General features: G+C 52.3%; 19 protein-coding genes and 1 other annotated feature. Of the genes, 12 read left to right on the top strand and 7 right to left on the bottom strand.

Going from position 1 to position 19,570, the window contains the following annotated elements; all coding sequences use genetic code 11:
- Positions 1-56 precede the first annotated feature (56 nt).
- Complete coding sequence (locus RC54_RS11975; RefSeq protein WP_123020443.1) at positions 57-905, bottom strand: IS3 family transposase; 849 nt, start codon at positions 903-905, stop codon at positions 57-59.
- Positions 854-1,216: a transposase gene (locus RC54_RS11980; RefSeq protein WP_061790760.1), complete on the bottom strand. Its 363-nt coding sequence runs from the start codon at positions 1,214-1,216 to the stop codon at positions 854-856. Before RC54_RS11980 ends, RC54_RS11975 begins: the two co-directional genes overlap by 52 nt.
- 374 nt (positions 1,217-1,590) lie before the next feature.
- Here RC54_RS11980 and RC54_RS11985 point away from each other — a divergent pair, with 374 nt between their 5' ends.
- The 8 genes from RC54_RS11985 (at position 1,591) to RC54_RS25980 (ending at position 13,212) form a co-directional block, all read left to right on the top strand.
- A complete protein-coding gene (locus RC54_RS11985; protein WP_156481360.1) occupies positions 1,591-2,721 on the top strand; it encodes an alpha/beta fold hydrolase in 1,131 nt (376 codons plus the stop codon).
- Positions 2,722-2,793: 72 nt separating this feature from the next.
- Positions 2,794-4,875, top strand: coding sequence for a hypothetical protein (locus RC54_RS11990; RefSeq protein WP_061790676.1), 2,082 nt, complete (start codon positions 2,794-2,796; stop codon positions 4,873-4,875).
- Positions 4,872-5,834: an AAA family ATPase gene (locus RC54_RS11995; RefSeq protein WP_082803225.1), complete on the top strand. Its 963-nt coding sequence runs from the start codon at positions 4,872-4,874 to the stop codon at positions 5,832-5,834. The genes RC54_RS11990 and RC54_RS11995 overlap by 4 nt, the downstream gene beginning before the upstream one ends.
- On the top strand, positions 5,831-10,018 hold the full coding sequence (locus RC54_RS12000) for an SAV_2336 N-terminal domain-related protein (protein WP_061790674.1): 4,188 nt from the start codon (positions 5,831-5,833) through the stop codon (positions 10,016-10,018). The genes RC54_RS11995 and RC54_RS12000 overlap by 4 nt, the downstream gene beginning before the upstream one ends.
- A 121-nt stretch (positions 10,019-10,139) precedes the next feature.
- Positions 10,140-10,310 (top strand): hypothetical protein, encoded by a 171-nt coding sequence (locus RC54_RS25620; protein WP_208652690.1) that lies wholly within the window; start codon positions 10,140-10,142, stop codon positions 10,308-10,310.
- Between the two features lie 823 nt (positions 10,311-11,133).
- Complete coding sequence (locus RC54_RS12010; RefSeq protein ID WP_061790672.1) at positions 11,134-12,036, top strand: rolling circle replication-associated protein; 903 nt, start codon at positions 11,134-11,136, stop codon at positions 12,034-12,036.
- Between the two features lie 161 nt (positions 12,037-12,197).
- On the top strand, positions 12,198-12,986 hold the full coding sequence (locus tag RC54_RS25175) for a hypothetical protein (protein WP_156481358.1): 789 nt from the start codon (positions 12,198-12,200) through the stop codon (positions 12,984-12,986).
- Positions 12,916-13,212, top strand: coding sequence for an MBL fold metallo-hydrolase (locus RC54_RS25980; protein ID WP_425269542.1), 297 nt, complete (start codon positions 12,916-12,918; stop codon positions 13,210-13,212). Before RC54_RS25175 ends, RC54_RS25980 begins: the two co-directional genes overlap by 71 nt.
- On the opposite strand, the gene RC54_RS12020 is transcribed toward RC54_RS25980, so the two are convergent.
- A protein-coding gene (locus tag RC54_RS12020; protein WP_123020402.1) for an IS3 family transposase occupies positions 13,184-14,418 on the bottom strand; the annotation gives its coding sequence in 2 pieces (ribosomal slippage) (positions 13,184-14,058 and positions 14,058-14,418; 1,236 coding nt in all). The two genes, RC54_RS25980 and RC54_RS12020, sit on opposite strands and share 29 nt — an antisense overlap.
- A 69-nt stretch (positions 14,419-14,487) precedes the next feature.
- Between RC54_RS12020 and RC54_RS25180 the strand changes: the two genes are divergently transcribed.
- Positions 14,488-14,973, top strand: coding sequence for a ComEC/Rec2 family competence protein (locus RC54_RS25180; RefSeq protein ID WP_164471209.1), 486 nt, complete (start codon positions 14,488-14,490; stop codon positions 14,971-14,973).
- Here RC54_RS25180 and RC54_RS12025 read toward each other — a convergent pair.
- Positions 14,934-16,165 (bottom strand): IS3 family transposase gene (locus RC54_RS12025; protein WP_373281464.1). Its coding sequence is split into 2 segments (ribosomal slippage): positions 14,934-15,883 and positions 15,883-16,165, totalling 1,233 coding nucleotides; the frame shifts between segments, so codons are not numbered across the junction. The two genes, RC54_RS25180 and RC54_RS12025, sit on opposite strands and share 40 nt — an antisense overlap.
- Positions 15,768-15,884: a sequence feature (AL1L pseudoknot), on the bottom strand. It overlaps the preceding gene by 117 nt.
- Positions 16,166-16,450: 285 nt before the next feature.
- On the opposite strand from RC54_RS12025, the gene RC54_RS12030 reads away from it, so the two are divergent.
- On the top strand, positions 16,451-17,119 hold the full coding sequence (locus RC54_RS12030) for a DUF4145 domain-containing protein (RefSeq protein ID WP_061789634.1): 669 nt from the start codon (positions 16,451-16,453) through the stop codon (positions 17,117-17,119).
- 54 nt (positions 17,120-17,173) lie between these two features.
- On the opposite strand, the gene RC54_RS12035 is transcribed toward RC54_RS12030, so the two are convergent.
- The 3 genes from RC54_RS12035 to RC54_RS12045 all read right to left on the bottom strand — a co-directional run bounded on the left by RC54_RS12035 (position 17,174) and on the right by RC54_RS12045 (position 18,264).
- On the bottom strand, positions 17,174-17,416 hold the full coding sequence (locus tag RC54_RS12035) for a CCDC90 family protein (RefSeq protein WP_017454675.1): 243 nt from the start codon (positions 17,414-17,416) through the stop codon (positions 17,174-17,176).
- A 30-nt stretch (positions 17,417-17,446) separates the two neighbouring features.
- Positions 17,447-17,791 (bottom strand): helix-turn-helix domain-containing protein, encoded by a 345-nt coding sequence (locus RC54_RS25985; RefSeq protein ID WP_082803113.1) that lies wholly within the window; start codon positions 17,789-17,791, stop codon positions 17,447-17,449.
- 149 nt (positions 17,792-17,940) lie between these two features.
- Positions 17,941-18,264 carry a hypothetical protein gene (locus tag RC54_RS12045; RefSeq protein WP_174526104.1) on the bottom strand — a complete coding sequence of 108 codons (324 nt, stop codon included), beginning with the start codon at positions 18,262-18,264 and terminating at the stop codon, positions 17,941-17,943.
- A 167-nt stretch (positions 18,265-18,431) separates the two neighbouring features.
- Here RC54_RS12045 and RC54_RS12050 point away from each other — a divergent pair, with 167 nt between their 5' ends.
- Together RC54_RS12050 and RC54_RS12055 are read left to right on the top strand one after the other, a co-directional pair.
- Positions 18,432-18,743, top strand: a complete 312-nt coding sequence (locus tag RC54_RS12050) for a hypothetical protein (protein WP_061789633.1) — start codon at positions 18,432-18,434, stop codon at positions 18,741-18,743.
- A gap of 55 nt (positions 18,744-18,798) precedes the next feature.
- On the top strand, positions 18,799-19,542 hold the full coding sequence (locus tag RC54_RS12055) for a rolling circle replication-associated protein (protein ID WP_061789632.1): 744 nt from the start codon (positions 18,799-18,801) through the stop codon (positions 19,540-19,542).
- Positions 19,543-19,570 lie beyond the last annotated feature (28 nt).

Here is a 19,570-nt window from a genome sequence, read left to right on the forward strand (position 1 = left end):
GCAAATTTCTTGTTATGGAGTGAACCCCTCGGGCTGGACCAAGGTTGGTCGAGAAACTAAGCCGCTTGCCGAGCAAGTTGTGCTTCGAACTGGTTAGGTGATTGATAGCCCAGCGCCGAGTGCATACGCCGTTCGTTGTAAATCTCTTCGATGAAGTATGGCAGTCTCGCTGCCACGTCGTCGAATTTCTCATATCCGGCCAGATAAACCTCTTCGACCTTAAGCGTCTTCATGAAGCTCTCCGCCTGGGCGTTGTGATATGGATTGGCTGGAGCACTCATCGATCCTATCAGACCAAATTCCTCCAAAGAATCCCGGTATAAGGCACTGGCATATTGACACCCACGATCCGTATGGTGAATGCAGGTGCCTGGCGCCGGCTTGCGAATTCTGTAGGCGGCCGTCAGCGCGGCCAGGGCCAAAGGCGTGTCGATCCGCTTAGATAAAGCGTAGCCGATTACCTTGCGGCTGCAAGCATCCAAAACAACGGCCAGGTAGATAAAGCCGGATGCTATTCGGATGTAGGTGATATCGGCAACCCAGACACGATCTGGCTCCGTTGGAATGATGTTCTGATAGTGATTAGGAAAGACGGCGACGTCAGTTTCAGAGCCGGCCACTGGCTTGAACCTGCGCCGATGATGGCCGTATACCTCGTGCTCACGCATGATCCTGGCTACGCGCTTGTGATTGACCACATGCCCGCGTGCCCTCAATTCCAATGTGATTCGACGATAGCCATAGCCAGGGAATACATCGTGGATGTCTTCTATCAGATGGGCCAACTCAGCATCACCGAGTGCGGCAGTAGCCGGCTTGGGCTGATAATAGTAGCTGCTACGCGGCAGATCGATCATTTGGCATCCTCGTCGGATGGAGCAGGCTTGGGGCCGCTGACGATCGATGAGTTCTCGTTGTTGCTGACGAGTCGTAACCGTGGCGTTTTTTTAAGGAGATCTAACTCCATCGTCAGCTGGCCTACCTTCCGTTCCAACGCGGCAATATGTGCCTCGTACTCTGCAACCGTCGACGCAGCAGCATCTTCTGCATCCAGCTCACCGCGATCAAACTGCCCTAGCCACATCTGCATGAGATTGGCCGACAAGTTATGAGTCTTGAGTGCCTCGCGTCGACCAATTTTGCCGCTGCGGATATCGCTGCATATCTGTATCTTGAATTGCGGGCTGTGCCGCCGATATGGACCTCGTGATGCCATGATGTCGCTCCTCCTGAGAAGGCTCGACAAGCGTATCACTTCATCTCCTGGCCTTGGTCCAGCCCGAGGGGTTCACTCCATTAATGGGACAGTTTTCGATGCAATTCAACAGAATATGTGCTTGCTGCAGAGGAAGCGTAGCGGGAAAAGACCTTAGGACCTGATTATCCAAAGAATCTCAAAGAAAAATCATGCCATTTTTCCTGCAAGATCTAGGGGCACTAGGCCTTTTCGATGTTTGATTGTTTTAGAGTGGCAATATTTTCTGGCATTGCGCCCAACTCTATGCATATACGACGTAGTTAACCGTTAAAATACCGAAAAATTGTCGGCTTTGGGGATACTTTGGCTTGGCGAATATAAAGGGGGAGCTTGTGAGCGAAAAAATTCTTTTCATCCACGGAACTGGAGTTCGAACTGTAGCTTTTGAGCGGTCATTGGAGCTAATTGCAAGCAAGGTTCAAGCTTATCTTCCTCGCTATGAAATAGTGGGTTGCAATTGGGGCGATCTCTTCGGTGCTCGCTTGAATTCTCAGGGACTGTCAATTCCTGGCTATGTTAACGGAAGTGCAGCGCCTGCGGCAATCGAGGCAGCAGCCATGGCCCGCTGGACGCTATTGGCAGAAGATCCGTTGCTCGAATTACGTGTCACTGACTTGCCAAAGCCACTCGGTGGTTCGCGGGGGCCTGCAGTGTGGGACATGCTCGTAGCAGCAGGTGCCGCGGAAACGCCACTTAAAATCTTGAAGAATTGGCAGCTAGCCGACCTGTGGCCAGGTTTTATTGCTGATCTTGCTGCCGACGTCGCATGGAGTGGGACATTCCAAACACTTGGCGGAACAGAGGGGCAACTATCGGCTCTAGTGTCTCGCGCGGTAGTGGCTGCGTTTACTGCTTGGTTGCGCGAGTCCGCCCTACCAGGCATGACAGGAGAACAGCGCGACCAACTGGTGGCGGCCCTGCAGTCGCAATTTGGTGGGGCCGGTCTCGGTGTGAAAGATTGGTTCCTAGGCAAGGTCACCAACTTCATGGTTCCGCGACGTGGCGCACTGTCCGATGCGAGTGGCGCACCGCTCGGAGATATCCTGCGTTATCAAGCCCGCGGTGAGACGTTGCGAAACTTCATTGGTGAACGCGTCAAGCACACTGGTGCAAGCGTTATTCTTGCGCACAGCCTAGGAGGTGTTGCAGCCGTGGATTGGCTTGCCAGCGACAATCGGAACTTAGCAGCCTTGATAACGGTGGGTTCTCAGGCTCCTTTCTTCTATGAAATTGATGCGCTGGCATCCCGTCCTTACGGTGCCGGATTGCCTGATTTTTTCCCACGGCGCTGGCTCAATTTTTACGACCCTCGCGACTTTCTCTCGTATGCCGGGCAGACGCTTTTCAAAGGATTCGCACATGACGTCAAGGTCGATAACGGACAGCCATTTCCCGAGTCGCACAGTGCGTATTGGCATAACGATGCAGAAGTCTGGGCCGAAATTGACCGTTTCCTACCTTGATTTTCTTCTTGGAACACTGCCTACCTACATTCGGAGTCCGAAGTGGGGATATGCATTTCGGGAAGCGACTATATGACCACCTTTGTATGGATCGTCGCCGTCGAACGCTATGGGCCGGTCGGCATTGCTAACAACGGACTCGATATCCCATCACCAATTGGTGAGAGGGCTCTTTCACTCGCTCGCTCGATTGCAGAACGTGATCCCTTAGCACATATTGTCCTGAGCTACTCACTTCCCACTACCCCTAGCTACAACGAACAAATCGAACAGCTTTCAGGAAGAATCTCGCAAACCGGCGCCACTCAGCAGGAGCTGCAGAACGCGCTGCTTGAACTCGAAGGAGACGGAACACTGCTAATTTACTGGGTAGGTCATGGCATCATGGTTAGCAACGAACGAATGCTACTGTGTGCCGATTCTCGCGATCTCTCGAATCTGCGCGCAATCGATGTCGACTCACTCCTTACACGTCTACGCAGCGATGTCTTCCCTCGGTGCCAGATTGGATTCTTCGATGCCTGTGCACAGGTCGTCCAGGCCTCTGAAGTGCTTCGATTTGAAGGCCCAGGAGATATACCGACGGAGCAATATTTCTATTTCTCCGCGGCCGCAGCAGAGGTGGTAGCGGCCAGCACTAGCACGTCTGGATTCTCGGGTAGCGTAATCGACCTACTCATTGACTCACAGCGGGAGTTTCCACCTCAGCCGGCTCCTTTATTTGCGGAACTGCAGCGCCGCTTGGATCAATCGCCCCTATCCACTCGTGCGTTTCTGCTGCAACGAACCACTGGATCCGGCGATATGTGGGATTACTTGGGGGGAGAGAGAGAGAATGTATCGAGATCCTTCGCGCGTGCCGCACGCTGCAGTCTTCGGGAGTTCGACTACCTGCGCAGTGCAATTGCTAATAGCGTCGTTGATAATCAGCGGCTCTGTGATGCCTTGCGGCACAATAGCATGGACGCCTTGTTGAATGAATTGAATCAAGTGGGCAGCCAGACTCCGCGGGTTCACGGACAAGTTCTGCACGATGCCTGGCAGCGTTTGCAGCTAGCACGCGAACTTGAATCCTTATGCCAACGTATCGGCCTGTCATGGAGCGATTGGCAGGAGCTTTGTCAACAGATCGTTGCGATCGATAACTTAGATGCGTTATCGTCGGACAGCCTGGCTAGCCTTTTGGTGGGCTTATTGGATCAAATGAATTTGGAGCGGGGACTAGATTCTTGCATCCGGCTGCTGGCACTGGCGGCACGGCGGGCCCGTTCCAAAGTACCTGCTAATGCGCGAGATTTCGAAGCGCAAGCGCGTGGTATGGCGCAGCTAGCCCCCCGCTGGGATGGCGCGGTAGCGAGTTTGCCAAGAATGGACGGACCGGTATTCTTGTTGCTTGGGCTGCAATACGCCGAGGCTACTAAGGTATTGTCGCTTGCCGGGTCGTGGTTATATCAGGACGATGAAATTGATCCATCTTGGCAAGTTTCATCGAATGCCGAAAGGTTAATTGAACAAATCAATGAATTAATTCAGATAGCCAAGATCAAGTATCGTCGCCAACTGATTGTGGAGTTACTTGCGCCGAATGACCTGCTGTGCAGTCCACGCGAACTGTTCGAATTAGTGGATAACGAATTGGGCACCAGCACATGGCTCGAAGCCCAGTGTGCCTTGGTCCTTCGTTGGCATGACCGAATGAAAGGGCCTCCTCGTTTTCAACCTGGTAACTGGCTACAACAGTCGGAGATTAAATTAAATTATGTCGCCACCAACCCAGATCTCGATATTGATTGGCCTAACGAGCTACAGCGTGGGCACATTGTTGGCCTGCCATTCCCGGGGCCATCGCTTGTAGAGCCAAACCGCAATAGGTCATCGTTCTTTGGTGCTCTTCTGAAGGGGGATCCGTGGATGTGCTGGCCTCGCATTGAGCCTAGCGAACCGAGCAAATTCAAGCAAAAAGTACGCGAGTTCATCCAACACCACGGAGTAAGTCAAGCAACGCGGCCTTATATTCTCGCCGAAGCATTACGCCAAGAGCGCAGCAACGACCAAGATCCCGTTCTGTGCAGTCTCTGGCTGTTCATAGATGATCCCAGCCGCAATCCTTACGGGTGGAATTTTACGGAAACAACTCAGAGGACGATATCATGACGAACTGGAAAATCTACGACCCGCTGTCCCCCCCCGTTGGACAGAGGATCTCGTTGCCACCTGCTCCACCTTGGCGCCAGCCAGGTCAAAAGCGAGAGGCTGTCCTTGCACGGACTTTCAAAGCAGATCCGGAAGTCGTCGATGCGGTCAACACCGCGCTTTATCTTCGGCGACCGCTGCTACTAACAGGCAGACCAGGCACCGGAAAAAGCTCGCTTGCACATTCTGTAGCACATCAGCTAGGCCTCGGTTCGGTAATTGAATGGGCAGTCAACTCTCGGTCGACGCTACAAGAGGGGCTGTATCAATACGATGCACTTGCACGTCTACAATATATACAGCAAGCGAGCGCCCGATCGGGGGCTGGTGTGCAAGCTGAGAAAGCTGAAGAACTTGGCATGTTTCTGACGCTTGGCCCACTTGGCACCGCGCTCGCATCCCCAAATGCGCCGCGAGCACTATTGGTCGACGAAATCGACAAAAGTGATGTCGACTTACCGAATGATCTGTTGAACGTACTCGATACAGGTCATTTTGTGATTCCTGAACTTAAGCGTGCCGCTGCACGTCACCCAAAGGTGAGGATTCCGGCACGGGGCGAAGAGATCGATGTGCATCTGGGAGAGATTACCTTCACAGAGTATCCTTTCATAGTCATGACTAGCAATGGGGAGCGTGATTTTCCGGCTCCGTTCCTTCGGCGATGCGTGCAGTGCCAGATCCGAGAACCGAATGAGAGCGAGTTGCAAGGTATTGTTGAAGCTCACTTCGACGGCCTGTTATTGGGCGAGAATGTGGAGTCGATTATTTCGGATTTCGTGAAAATGCGAAATACCGCGACGTTGGCGACTGACCAGTTACTCAATGCCGTGCATCTGCTGCTCTCGTCCGATAAGCTCCAATCGGACGCCGATCGCAAGCGCATGCTCTTTACTGTGTTTCAGGAACTGGACGGATGAACTCCTCCTCCGCAGCCAGGCTGTGTCGGAAGCATTTACTCGCGCTGGGAGTAGTGGCCCCCGACGCGGACACGCTGGCCGACGTTGTCTGGCTGGGTCTGCAGTTGGCGCTACGGGGCGCGGCCAAGCCGGATGAGACAGTCATGTCTGAGAGTTCCAGCAGCACTCAACTTGCGCAGAAAGCACACGCCGTAGACGAGTCTCTTGATGACTCTCAGATGGAGCAGGGCACCACGGCCGACAACGAGAAGAGTGATTCGGTAGTTCCAATCTATCCGTCGTATTTCACGCACCCTTTCGGTAAGATCGGGGCGTCGCGGATCAATATCCCGGCCGGGGATGCGCTCCCACAGCGACTGTTCCTAGAACGAGCCCTGAAGCCGTTCAAGCGTCGCCTTTTGTCGTCCCAACAAACAGAACTCGACCCGATTGCAACCGCTGAGGCGAGTGCCGAATGGCGCTCGATAACACCAGTCTATCGGCCGTCGCTAGAACGCTGGTTTGAAGTTGCAATCCTAGCTGAGGCTAGTGATGCAATGCATGTCTGGGACGCCACGCTACTGGAATTACAGCGTATGTTGGCGAGGCATGGAGCATTCCGGCGCGTACGCCTGTGGCGCTACGCAATGCGTAAGAACGCCTTGATTTTGAAGACACCCAGCTCTACGGAGTCGACACCGAAGATTCTAATAGACCCGCAGGGGAGGCGGTTATGCTGGTTCGTCACGACCGGCACGTCCCCCCTCTGGCAGCACGCAGCTTTAACAGATCTAGTGGCAGCACTCGGACGTTGTGGACCGACAGCGATCGTGCAACTGATGCCACATCATACTTGGCCTCACACACTCCTTGGCGACGCAAGCGAAGAAGTCCTTGCGCATGCACCTGGTATTCCTACGGGACGCCTGCGGCTACGCAATCCATTTACTGGCGAGATCGAGCCTGCGCGGGATGCGCTAACCGTGCCGGTGACGAGCTTGGAGCCTGCCCGGCTTGAAACCTGGGCACGCTTTTCGATGGCTTCACGTCGGGTTCCTCATGCAGCTATCCGCCTAGAAACTGCATCGCAGCCAATAGAATCAAATATAAAAGCTGTATCAGCCCGCCAGCGCATCGTCGCATTTCGCGCGATCGCTTCGTCTTCCGCATTTCAACTGCTGCGCCTTCTCTCTGGTATGCCACTTAGCCTGCCGGTGATGCGCTTGATGCAAATGGGTATGCCAGAAAGGGCTCAATTCCATCTGGCGGAGGTCTTGCTGAGCGGGCTGATTGAACGGATAACACCACCGAATGCGGACCTTCCGGCGGACTTAATTGAATACGATTTCGTGCCCGGTATCCGAGAAGAGTTACTCGACAGCTTGACATTAAGTGAAGGCAATCACATCACTGAATCAGTGTCAAAAATTGCCGAACAAGCGCGTCGCTTTGTGGAGACATACGTAGGTAGTGCGAATACCACCTTTCCTGCGCTAGTTTCTGACTCAATGGGTGATGAGCTACTTCTGGAGCAGGCAAGGTCCTTCCTCAGCGTTAGCCAAAACCTCTGGTCGGTGCTTGCCAAGGGACTTCCGCGATCGAACGGAAGTGAAAATGCCGAAATGACAACAGCATTGTCCTCAACGGGTCAGCACGAAGCTGAGTTCTACTTCTTATCCGAAAACGAAGTTAAGGAATATGTCTTGAGTACAGGCGCTGTCGAGCTTGGCTCTTCGGAACTGCGATGCCTGCTGTTTTTCGCTACCGACAAGCAACACAGCTGGCTCGTGGCATCTAACCATGCAATGGTCTTTGTCCTAGACGACGTCGAGACTAGGCGTGTTGCACGTCAGATACAGCGCACGAGCAGCTGGCTTGATGCACTTCCAGTAATGCCGAAGCAGAATTCACTAGGTGAGTCGGTGGTGAATTTCGGCGCGTCTAATACGTCGGACTGGTATTACAGTCCAACTCTGTTTCCTTCTCCGCGCACCTTGGAGCAGGCCGTCATTGCTATGGTTCCAGGCGGTCAAAACGGAGCACTAGTCCAGCTACGCGGCCTAGCACTTGAATACGATAAGATACGCGCGAGCGCCAGACCAAGCCCTGATAGGACTGAATCAATGCAAAACATCGTGGACCAGATAGCCGCCGTGCCGCCTATTCTGGAACCCGATATAACACTGGCCACTCAGAGCAGCTCAGCTGGAAACCAACTAGTAGCGATCGTTGCTCTTCAGCATAGATTCGACCCAGCCCACATTGGGTGGCTCTTCAATTGCATTGCCGGCGATCAAGCTTTCCTAGCCTTCCAAGCAGGGCTAACACTTCATCGAGCCGCGCCTACATTTTCGGAGCAAGAGCAAGCCCAGATATACGACATGTCAGTTGATACGAAACGCCGGCTACAAGCAGCTGGTCGTGATGACCCTGACGTGCACTACTTGCTCGACGAGCTCGCGGCACGACCAAGTGTAAGGCACTCTTCCGTTAACGACGACGAAGCTAAGCGAATTCTGGTCAGCTTAACTGGCTCGGGGCTCGCCGAATATCGTGTGCAAGCGTTGCAGTTGCTGGAAGGCCTCGGTCATGAGATTTTGAATGAGCCCCCTATAGAGTCACACCCCAATACCCCGACAAGGCTTGATCAGTTCGAATTGTGCGACATAGTTCTGTTGCTCGTCGGGACATACAATGAGTCTGTGCAGGCAGCTCAAAATTCAGATCCGAACAAAGTTCTGCACGTCGAACTCGAGTACCAGACGGCACTTCGACTTCGCAAGCCGATCATGGTATTCATGCTTAAGGATGAGTCATTTTCTGGCGATCCGTATAAGAGCGAGCCTGACCGGATGGAGCGTTTCCGCCAAGGGCTGCTGAGAGATCGGGCAGTGATTATGGTGCATTCTCCTGATGAATTCGAACGATCACTACGTCGCGCCTTAGAAGAATACTCCACAACTGCCTCTATGGAATCGGCACAGGTATTGCCGCATCTCAATCATGAGGGCGAAGAAGTACGATACTCTGGTCAGACAGTGGTGGCAGACGACGATTCAGTATCTTCTGAAAAAATAGCTAAAGCCAATCAAATCAAAAGGGAGCTGATAAATAAAAAACTCGCTATCGTATCGATACCGGCAAATAGGAATTTCTGGAAGTTCTGTCTTAATCCTAACCCGTTCAATTCTGCGTTCGACTATTTGACAACACCAGATCTCATCGAAAAAGAGAGTGGGCAACTGCAAGCAACAAAAGGGGAGTTTCTCCACGCATACCAAATAGATTCTAACGACGTAGAAATCATCCGTTCGCTATCCTTACTTTTGAGAGCGGACGAAGACTTGGGGGCATTACGTTTTCATGTGCGACGTCCACTATCGTTTGTGATGATAGGTTCCAAGAATTTTGAAGAACTGCTTGATTACGCGCAAGGTCTTTACGCGGACAATAGTGCCGCCGTTCAGGCTATTGTCAAAGGCATCCGCAGCAACTGGAGCGAAGCAGACGGTATTTGCTGGAATAACATCGGGTTAGACGGACAGTTAACCTATTCATTTTATCGCAGAGGCTTCGATCTGATCCACGTAAATGTTGGAGATATCATTGATTTGGGCGAGAAGTCGGAAACGGTCGCTACGAGTTCTATAGCAAATAATATGTCGGACGACGAAGATCAAGTCGACGTCGATGCATTGGCAAAACAGCTTACTGATTTGGTAGACACGGATTCCATTTCGGACTTCAAGGAACAATTGCAGCGAGAGATCGATGAGGCCATAGATAGTGCGAGTTGGCAAATCGATGCTAGCTCTACCGCATTTTGGGATGCAGATGACCCGTACGCGATTGTTGAAGATTGGAAATTCGAAGGGCGTGAGGGTGCAGAGTTCCAACCGGTTGAATATCGAGATGATATCTTTACGGTCCGACGCAGCATCCATATGACTGTGCGAGTTCACTGTTCCTTCAGCTTTTCCGTAAAAGACGGCATCGACAAGGACATGGTGCACTTAGGCGATAGTGAGCACGAGCGCCGAATTACCTTCGATATTGGCGCAGAATTCGACTTTTCTGATTTCGGAGATGATCTTCCCATCCTTCAGCGAGTTGCGATTGATCCGATTGCTGAAAGGGTCGATTTTGGAAATGTGGAGCCGTTTTTCGAGGACGAAAATTACGATTACGACGATGAAAATAGCTAAGCGAGCGTATTGTTGAATTGCATCGAAAACTGACCCACTTATGGAGTGAAGCCCTCGGGCTGGACCAAGGCCAGGAGATGAAGTGATACGCTTGTCGAGCCTTCTCAGGAGGAGCGACATCATGGCATCACGTCCATATCGGAGGCACAGCCCGCAATTCAAGATACAGATATGCAGCGATATTCGCAGCGGCAAGATTGGGCGACGCGAGGCGCTCAAGACTCGTAACTTGTCGGCCAATCTTATGCTGGGCATGAAGACACCGGCTGAGGCGTTTGCTTTCGCCGCATAACTTGAGCAGGTTTCGCTGGGTCATTACACAAGCATGCAGTGATCATTCGGGGTATTCAAGATGTGAGCCGATTGGTCTCAGAGATTTCATGTATCACGGCTGCTTTATTGGACGAGTGGTTGCGCGCTGGTGAAGCATACAAATAACGGGGGAAGTGATGCTGAATATTCTCCGCAAAAGCGCCATGATCGCGCCTTCGAGGTGGTGTTAAAGCTGACCGGGTTCCTAGATTCGGAGCCCTCCGTAAGACCGGCGGTTTCGGTCGTTTCTCGTCTACCGCCTGCCGCCGTTTTCCTGAGTTCTTCGCCCGATGATCGAATAGACGGCGCATGAGGCTTTTGCCGCAAGGGGGAAGGTTTGTAAAAGCGCGGTTGCTGGCGCTTTTATGAATGCCCCCTTGCGGCAAAAGACGCGCCGGCTATCGTTCATCGAAAAGGCGGAGAACTCTGGAAAACGGTGGCGGGTTGATCGGAGAAACGGCCTCAACTGCCCATGAGTGCGTAGCACTCACAAGCCAGGCTTTATGCGGTTGATCAAGGGCGCTGCGGCGCTCGATGAGGCGGGGGAATTTCCGTTACGCGTAACGGAAAAGAGGCGTAGCAAGATCGCGCCGCCCGCAGCTTGCGAGGACGGCGCGAGCGAAGCGAGCGCCTAGACTTGTATTAAGCATACTTAACGGAAACAAGCCTGGAGCGGGATGCCAAGGCAGACAAACCGAAAAGAAAAAAGAGAGTAGGGAAGGGCAGTCCACAAAAGAAAATGCCCTGAAAGGACTCGCGATCCGATCAGGGCGTTCATCCAACTAGCTGAGATAGGTGAATGAATGTCTGCAACTTATACCCCGGATTTTGATCTGTCAAACGTTTCGTTTGATGCCTGCAACGAATTCGAGCAAAAGGCTCCAGGCTGGAGCGATGAGGGCATCAGAAACACGTGGAATGATCGCTATGTGGCCCGCAAAGTCACATATCCAGACGGGCAGATGGAAGTGACCGTCTGCCGTGAAAAACACTTCAAAGGCCCGGCTCCGATTATCGGCAATCGCACCAGGCGCGGCGAATCAGAAAACCGCGAGCGTAATGAAGCTGTCGCCGCCCGCAATGCCAAGAAGAACGTAAGGGAGCGTTGCAAGTCCATCGGGGCGGATCGGATGATCACGCTGACCTATCGCGACAACATGATTGATCGTGAAAAGGCGCTGAAGGATTGGGACAAATTCCGGCGCCGGGTTGGAAAGTGCGTCGATTTCCACTATGTAGCGGTGATTGAAGAACAGCGGCGCGGAGCGTTGCATTTTCATGTCGCTGTCCGTGGCCGTCAGTGCTATCAGCTCCTGCGCTCGATCTGGTCGAGCATCGTCGGACTGGATGAGCAAGGGCGCTCGATGTCAAACATCGATGTCCGTAATCCCTCCAAATTCGGCTTTGGCAAAGACGGCATTCACAAGTTAGCGTCCTACATCGCCAAATACTGCGGTAAGCAGATGGAGTGCAGGGACTTTGACCAGAAGCGCTATTTCGCCTCAAGGGGTATCCCTAAGCCCGATGTGCAGTGCTGGACGCTCGCGAGTACTGACTCTCTCGGTGCGGTGCAGACGGCCTTCGTAATCGCCGGTACGGGCCTCTTGGACGGTGCCCAGTTCTGGTACAACAAAGCTCTAGACGTTATTTGGATTGCAACGGCTCCCTATGAGGGATTAGGAAGCTTAAATTCAGTGCCTTTTTGATTGGCCGCACGCTGCCTTACAAATTTATGGATAAAATAACAATATAGGGAAATGGATCTTGGGACGTTCCATTTTTGTCGACGTAGCGGACGGGGAGCTATGCACACCTAGCTATCTGGCGTTGCATAGCTTATTGGCCGATCCAATTAAGGCGGGCATAGATGGATCAAAAAATTCCGTTTACTTCATACGATTTCTGGGCCTACCTATCGGCTGGCTTCCTTTTGCTTTTTGCACTGGATCAAGTTGCTGAATCGAATTTGTTGATGAGGGAATCTTGGACTGTTGTGCAAGGCGTTATCGCCATGTCTTCTGCATATGTAGTTGGGCAGATGATTGCGAGCTTTTCTAGCTTCGTATTTGAGCGCCTTCTTGTTGGAAAGGTCTTAGGTTCTCCATCGAATACATTATTTGCCAAGACTCATACCCATAAGTTTTTGCGATATATTTTTTTCGGATATTTCCAGCCTCTACCTGAAGAAACTCAATTGCTCTTGCTAGAAAAGTCTAGGAAGCTAAATATTCAAGAGCCTGGTCTAGCGTTGTTCGCAGCCGCGCACACTCGCATAAAGGGAGTTCCTGCTGTAGCGGATCGGCTCGCGAATTTTCTAAATCTATATGGCTTCTGTCGAAACGTTGCGTTTGTTGCGATTTTTGATTCTGGCCTGCTTTGTTGGTCGTATTTGTTTCACGATGGCCCAAAAATTCATTTATGGATCTCTTTGATTTCGGCTTTTGTAGCTGTCGCGATGCTCTTCAGATACCTAAAATTTTTCCGTCATTACGCGATTGAGGTGTTTAATTCATACGCATATGCTGAAGAAGACAAGGAAAAAAATGATACTGCCGCTAAACGATGGTGTTTTGCAGTTCTTCGACATGGATCACGGAGCATGTGCGCTGCTCACAATCCCAGGAGCGGATGGTGTAGCCCACCGGATTCTCATTGACTGCGGTCATTTATCTGACTCGAATGAAGGGCCTTGGTATCCTGGTACACATCTTCGAAATATTGGCGTTTCAAAAGTTGATTTGCTTGTATGTACCAACTACGATGAGGATCATGCTAGCGGGGCAGTTAACCTTGTCGAAGAGGGCATTAAAGTTGACTGTAGTTGCCCCCGCAATTCAGGACACTCAGACATCGTTAAGTTAGTGATGCTGCAGCCCGTCTGAACTCGCGAGGCGAGCGGTATTTCAGGGCCTTGTGCGGATGGTGCTCATTGTATTGCTCGAAGGCAGAGGCCAGATGTGTGAGCGCCGTGGGCACATCGGGCTTGTCCATGAAGGCGATGTAATCATGTTTCATCGTTTTTACGAACCGCTCCGCCATGCCGTTACTCTGTGGCGAGCGCACGGGCGTGGTCAAGGGCTCCAGTCCCAGCTCGCGCGCGAAGCTGCGTGTGCGATGGTCGATGTAGGCAGAGCCGTTGTCGCTGAGCCATTCAATCACCTCTGGAGTCTGCGTGCTCCCAAACCGCTGCTCTACGGCAGCCAGCATCACGTCGCGCACGACATCCCCGCTATGCCCACCGGTAGTGGCCGCCCAGCTGATGGCCTCACGGTCACAACAATCCAGCGCAAACGTCACTCGCAATGCAGACCCGTCATCGCAACGGAATTCGAAGCCGTCCGAACACCAGCGCGCATTACTTTGCTTGACCGCTACGCGACCATCGTGGCGTCGATTGTCACGTCTCACACCAGGGCGGCGCAGCAGCAACTCGTGCTCTCGCATGACGCGATAGACCCGCTTATGGTTCACGCACGCCTGGCCCAGAGATTCCCGGCTACGTCGCAGCAAAGCCCAGATGCGGCGATAGCCATAGCTCGGCAAGCTCGCAACATGCAGTTCAATCTCTTCGAGCAAGCCGCTGTCGTCGACTTTGCGAACACTGCGGCCATCTCGCCATTCCGGGCTCCGGGCTCGTTTTACTGCCACTGCAGAGCGCGCCACACCGAGAACGTCACAAACCACTTTCATTGGTCGTCCTCCGGCAGCAAGGGCGAGCGCGCAATCAGGTTTTTTGACCGGCCCCATTCGACGGCCTCGCGCAGAATCTCGTTCTCCATGCTCTTCTTGCCCAACAGCCGCTGCAGTTCTTTGATTTCCTTGATGGCCGCGGCCAGCTCCGAGGCCGGCACTACCGTCTCGCCAGCCTTGACGGCAGTCAGACTGCCTTCCTGGTACTGCTTGCGCCAACCAAACACCTGGTTCGCGTTCACCCCGTGTCGCCTGGCAACGGCTGATACGGAAGCTCCAGGAGCCAAGGTCTCCTGGACGATGGCTATTTTCTCTTGGGGCGTGCGTCTTCTGCGACGCTCCGGCTCGGTCAGAATCTCGATATGGTCCACGGTTTGCCTAGTCGTAAAACTGGTCATAAGACTGTCCTCTATTTTAAGAGAGTCTTCGTGTCCTGAGATTCAAGGGGCTATTCCATTGACTATATTTTGGGCAATCCAAGTGTTCCGGCTGCGGTTATTACGCATTTGAAGTCCGAAGATGGTATGGGGCCTGGCATTAACGTAATCGTTAATACCCTAACTAATATCGAGGCGAACGGGGGGCAGGGTGATCCACCGGCTTTTCCAAATGTTTCATATAGGTCTTTCTATAATAAGTGGCCGTATTGGGATACCGAGAATAACCTTTCTTTCGTGTTTTATCTCAATATCCGCGGCTTTACGTTTTTGTTTACCGGCGATATAGAACACGACGGTCTGAGAAATTTACTGCGTCTTCAAGACTTCGCTGCTTTGATGCCAAGCCTGGATGTTCTTGTTGCTCCCCATCACGGCAGGGCCAACGGAGTATGTGAGGAGTTGTTTGATGACTTTGGTGCAAATCCCCAACTGATTGAACCGCCCCGACTTTCGCGGAGGCTATTTGGTTTAAGTTATGCCGACACTGCAGTATTGCTGGCGAACCGGCTGTAGTAGTTTGCCTCAGCTTCTGCCGGAGGGATATAGCCGATGGATTCCAGCAGTCGATGATGGTTGAACCAAGCCACCCATTCGAGCGTGGCCAGTTCGACGGATTCCCTGGTTTTCCAAGGGGCACGGCGATGAATTAATTCAGCTTTGTACAGGCCATTGATGGTTTCGGCCAAGGCGTTATCGTAACTGTCGCCACGGCTTCCGACCGATGGCGCAATGCCCGCCTCGGCCAGGCGTTCACTGTAGCGAATCCCGACGTATTGCGATCCCCTGTCGGAATGATGGATCAAGCCGCCGTTGCCTTCGGGCTGGCGAGCATAGAGCGCCTGCTCCAGCGCATCTAGCACGAAGTCCGTCGTCATACTGTTGCTGACACGCCAGCCAACGATGCGACGGGCAAACACGTCGATGACGAAGGCCACATACAGCCAGCCTTGCCAGGTCGATACGTAGGTAAAGTCGGACACCCAAAGCTGGTTGGGACGATCAGCCTTGAACTGACGATTGACCCGGTCCAACGGGCAGGCTGCCTTGGGATCAGAACGCGTGGTGCGAAGTTGCTTACCACGCCGGGCTCCCTGAAGCCCTTGCTTTCGCATCAACCGCTCTACCGTACAACGTGCGATAGATACGCCCTCGCGATTCAGCTGTCGCCACACCTTGTCAGCACCGTACACACGCATGTTGGCGTGCCACACCCGGCTGATTTCAACTCGCAGTACCGCATCACGCTTGCTACGAGCACAGCACAATTGAGGATTGCGCTGCCTCGCTGCATAACGCCGATATGCTGACGGGGCAACCTGCAATACCTTGCAGATCGGCTCGACCCCGTGGATATCCCGATAGCGATCGATATAGGTATTTACGACTTCAGTTTGCGGTCGAGCTCCGCCTGCGCGAAAAAAGCGCTCGCGGTCTTGAGAATCTCGTTAGCACGGCGCAATTCCTTGACCTCGCGCTCCAGTGCCTTGATACGCTCACGCTCGGCCGTGCTGACGCCATCCCGCTCGCCGCTATCGACCTCGGCGCGTTTGACCCAGTCCAGCAGCGTCTGAGGCGTACAGCCGATCATCGGCGCAATCGATTGGACCGCAGACCACGTGGAGGAATGCTCATCCCGCTGCTCACGCACCAAGCGCACCGCACGCTCTCGTACCTCAGGGGAAAACTTGCTTGATTTCTTGTTCATGGCTCTATTCTCTCAAGAGTTAGAGCCTCCTCAAAATCCGGGGCGGTTCAGATCGTTATTTCTGATTGTGCCAAGAGATACCAATCACAAGAAACAGTTCAGTACTATCAAAGTAAAGCGAAGGGTATTTATGGCTTTAGGGGGACTGCAGGCAATCGCTTTGTTTTAACGACCAGAAGTGATGGAGAGATACGGTTCGAATTTCATGGCGAGAGATGCTTCGTAAAGTGAAGTAAGTCGCCCTAGAATTCGGGGGGGGCTTGGCGTTGGTTTTAGGAGCAATGGATGTCTAAAAACATTTTTCAAGCAAGGTATACCGCGTTATTAGATGAAGCCGATTCTCTAGTGGCTGATAAAACTACCTCTTGGAGTGAATATCTTGGTTCAAACGTAGAGTATGTCGATAATGAAAAATTTATCGAGTGGAAGCTTAAGGTCTTGAATCTGTTGACGCAAACATGTGGGGCTGATTCGCTATATCTCCGTGAATTTGCAAAGTTGGAGAAGGCCCATTTCGGCGATTCGAACCTCTCAATCCTGAAACGGTTGCGATCTGCGCTAAAAGCTGCAAAAAGTGACTTTGAGGGCGGGTATTTGCTTCAGGTGCGTATTTTGGTTCAAGCAGAGCTTTTCAGCGACGAATTGGATATGGCGCAGGAACTATTGGCGTCTGGTTATCATGCTGCGGCGGCTGTTGGTGCCCGTATTGTGCTCGAATCGGCGATAAAGGAACTTTGCAACAGAGAATCAATTCCTATGCAGAAATTAGATAAGATGAATGCGGACTTGGTAAAGGCAGGCCGTTACACAACGGTTCAACAAAAAATGGTTACGGCATTAGCAGCAATTGGTAACAGTGCAGCGCATGGTAAGACAGAGGAATATTCCTCAGGTCAGGTGGTCGATATGATTACTGGCGTGCGCAAGTTTTTGAGTGATTTTGTAATGGCTTGAAAAAAAGCCCCGGAAATTCCGGGGCTTTGTGTTTGACGAAGAGCAGGGAGCTTGTCAGTGGAAAATCTTAAACAAAATCCCCACTGTGCCGGCCAGCATAAAACCCAGCATCCATTTGAGCAGCTCGAATTGCCCGCGCACCTCGGCGCGGAATTCTGTTAGATCGGCTTTTTTGACTAGTTCGTTATTCATGGCTTCGGCTAGGGCAGTTGCGTGCGCTTCGGCTTGTTCGGTTGGAACACCAGTTGCTTCAAGCCGCTTTACGTATTCGTGAGTATCAAAAAGTGTGGTTGCCATTGGGCTGCTTTCAGTCAGTATAGCACCGTGTTAGCGGGCGCTGGTTGGGGTGAATTCGGCGCGCTGGTTCGAGGGCTTTCTCGGGGTGCTTGTCGGGTCGCAGGGCTTAGGAAACTCTAGTATGTCGGCGGTAGCGATGGCCAGCTTTGTCTTAGGCGCTTTGAAGCCCATTTGCCTGAGTCGATCCTGGTATTCGTAGTGCTGGAGCCTGAGAATCTCTGGAACCCACCAAGGTATTTTCCGTTTGCCGTGCAGCCAATCATGCACGGATCGTTCAGAACGTTTAAGCCGTTTGGCAACTTCCTTTACTGAATGTCCTTGCATCCAAAACTCAAGTTCGCCTTGGTGGCCGTATCTGATATTGGGATATCTCATATGGGGCTCGCGTTTCGTTTATCCGGGTTGATAGGTGGTTGCCAAGAAAAATATGTTCCCAAATAACGAGAATTTATGTGGTTGCTTTCCCGCATTTGGAATATCGCCGATTTCGCATAATTTGTAGGAAGTTTGATAGGCAAAATCAGTTACTGCGCCACTCGCCGGATTCGAATCCAGCAGGTGTTTGCCGTACGCAGTAACAAATCAAAAGACGGTAATAATTTTTCTAGCGGTTGCTTGATTCGTCCTTTTTCTTTTTTTCGCCTCGCATCTTCACGTGCGAGCAATCGGAACACTTCAGCCTCTTCCATTCCCGCTTCTCTGGCTAATAGCAATGCCGTCGAAAAATCCGGGAGCGTTTTTCCTAGTGAGTAGTTGCTCAGGGATGTCTGAGGTATGCCCCAGGCTTTCGCCAAGCTGTTAACGCTACGCCCCTGAATGGCTTTTGCTATGAATTCTTCGTAGGTCATTTAAAACTCCGATTAGGTTAACTAACCAAATATGGTTAATATTTGCCTTGCGCTAACCATATTTGGTTAAAGCATATTTGGTTAATGCGTACCATATCACAAGCGCGAGGGCATCCGTCTGGCTCTGTGCTTATCCCTTCTCAATATTCAGTCTAGAGGCTCGAAAAATGGCTAAGTCGATCATTGAAATCATTCACGTTGTTCCCCTGTCTGGCGTCGGAAAAAAGTCCGGCAACGCTTACGACATGCGCTTTGCGCAGTGCATCGTCCACCACGTCAACAAAGAGACCGGCCAAGTGGAACCGCTCGTTGGCGAACTGCTTCTGCCGAAGCAATACAACGATATTCCGCGAGGGATGTACGAAGTTGACTTCCGCCTGTCGGTCGCCCAAGACAAGCGTATCCAGTCCGTAGTGGATTCCATCGTTCCCTACGTACCAAAAGCCGCACCAAAAGAACCGGTCAAAGCTGCGGCCTGACCATGAAGCAGGCGGCGGATACGTGGCCCGTAAGGTCACATATCCAGACGGTCAGATGGAAGTAACTGTCTGCCGTGAAAAGCACTTCAAAGGCCCGGCTCCGATTATCGGCAAGCGCACCAGGCGCGGCGAATCAGAAAACCGCGAGCGTAATGAAGCTGTCGCCGCCCGCAATGCCAAGAAGAACGTAAGGGAGCGTTGCAAGTCCATCGGGGCGGATCGGATGATTACGCTGACCTATCGCGACAACATGATTGATCGCGAAAGGGCGCTCAAGGATTGGGACAAATTCCGGCGCCGGGTTGGAAAGTGCGTCGATTTCCATTATGTGGCCGTGATTGAGGAACAGCAGCGGGGGGCATTGCACTTCCATGTTGCTGTACGTGGCCGTCAGTGCTATCAACTCCTGCGCTCGATCTGGTCAAGCATCGTCGGACTGGATGAGCAAGGACGCTCGATGTCAAACATTGATGTACGCAACCCCTCCAAGTTCGGTTTCGGGAAAGACGGCATTCACAAGCTCGCCTCTTATATCGCCAAATACTGCGGCAAACAAATGGAATGCAGGGACTTTGACCAGAAGCGCTATTTCGCCTCCAGAGGCATTCCTAAGCCCGATGTGCAGAGCTGGGCTCTCGCCAGCACTAATTCGCTTGGTGCCGTGCAGACGGCCTTTGTAATTGCCGGCGCGGGCCTCTTGGACGGTGCGCAGTTCTGGTACAACAAAGCGCTCGATGTTATCTGGATTGCAACGGCTCCTTATCAAGGCACGGGAACTTTGGAAGCTGTTCCGTTCTAATGCTCATTGTGTTCGGCAATTGGGGAGA

The sequence above is a fragment of the Herbaspirillum rubrisubalbicans genome (genome assembly GCF_003719195.1).
Classification (GTDB): domain Bacteria; phylum Pseudomonadota; class Gammaproteobacteria; order Burkholderiales; family Burkholderiaceae_D; genus Herbaspirillum; species Herbaspirillum rubrisubalbicans.

Bases quoted from the DNA above. Each gene is read 5' to 3' on its own strand.
- RC54_RS11980 (WP_061790760.1), bottom strand. From the start codon at position 1,216: ATGGCATCACGAGGTCCATATCGGCGGCACAGCCCGCAATTCAAGATA.
- RC54_RS11990 (WP_061790676.1), top strand. From the start codon at position 2,794: ATGACCACCTTTGTATGGATCGTCGCCGTCGAACGCTATGGGCCGGTC.
- RC54_RS11995 (WP_082803225.1), top strand. From the start codon at position 4,872: ATGACGAACTGGAAAATCTACGACCCGCTGTCCCCCCCCGTTGGACAG.
- RC54_RS12000 (WP_061790674.1), top strand. From the start codon at position 5,831: ATGAACTCCTCCTCCGCAGCCAGGCTGTGTCGGAAGCATTTACTCGCG.
- RC54_RS25620 (WP_208652690.1), top strand. From the start codon at position 10,140: ATGGCATCACGTCCATATCGGAGGCACAGCCCGCAATTCAAGATACAG.
- RC54_RS12010 (WP_061790672.1), top strand. From the start codon at position 11,134: ATGTCTGCAACTTATACCCCGGATTTTGATCTGTCAAACGTTTCGTTT.
- RC54_RS25175 (WP_156481358.1), top strand. From the start codon at position 12,198: ATGGATCAAAAAATTCCGTTTACTTCATACGATTTCTGGGCCTACCTA.
- RC54_RS25980 (WP_425269542.1), top strand. From the start codon at position 12,916: ATGGATCACGGAGCATGTGCGCTGCTCACAATCCCAGGAGCGGATGGT.
- RC54_RS12030 (WP_061789634.1), top strand. From the start codon at position 16,451: ATGTCTAAAAACATTTTTCAAGCAAGGTATACCGCGTTATTAGATGAA.
- RC54_RS12035 (WP_017454675.1), bottom strand. From the start codon at position 17,416: ATGGCAACCACACTTTTTGATACTCACGAATACGTAAAGCGGCTTGAA.
- RC54_RS25985 (WP_082803113.1), bottom strand. From the start codon at position 17,791: ATGAGATATCCCAATATCAGATACGGCCACCAAGGCGAACTTGAGTTT.
- RC54_RS12045 (WP_174526104.1), bottom strand. From the start codon at position 18,264: ATGACCTACGAAGAATTCATAGCAAAAGCCATTCAGGGGCGTAGCGTT.
- RC54_RS12050 (WP_061789633.1), top strand. From the start codon at position 18,432: ATGGCTAAGTCGATCATTGAAATCATTCACGTTGTTCCCCTGTCTGGC.
- RC54_RS12055 (WP_061789632.1), top strand. From the start codon at position 18,799: ATGGAAGTAACTGTCTGCCGTGAAAAGCACTTCAAAGGCCCGGCTCCG.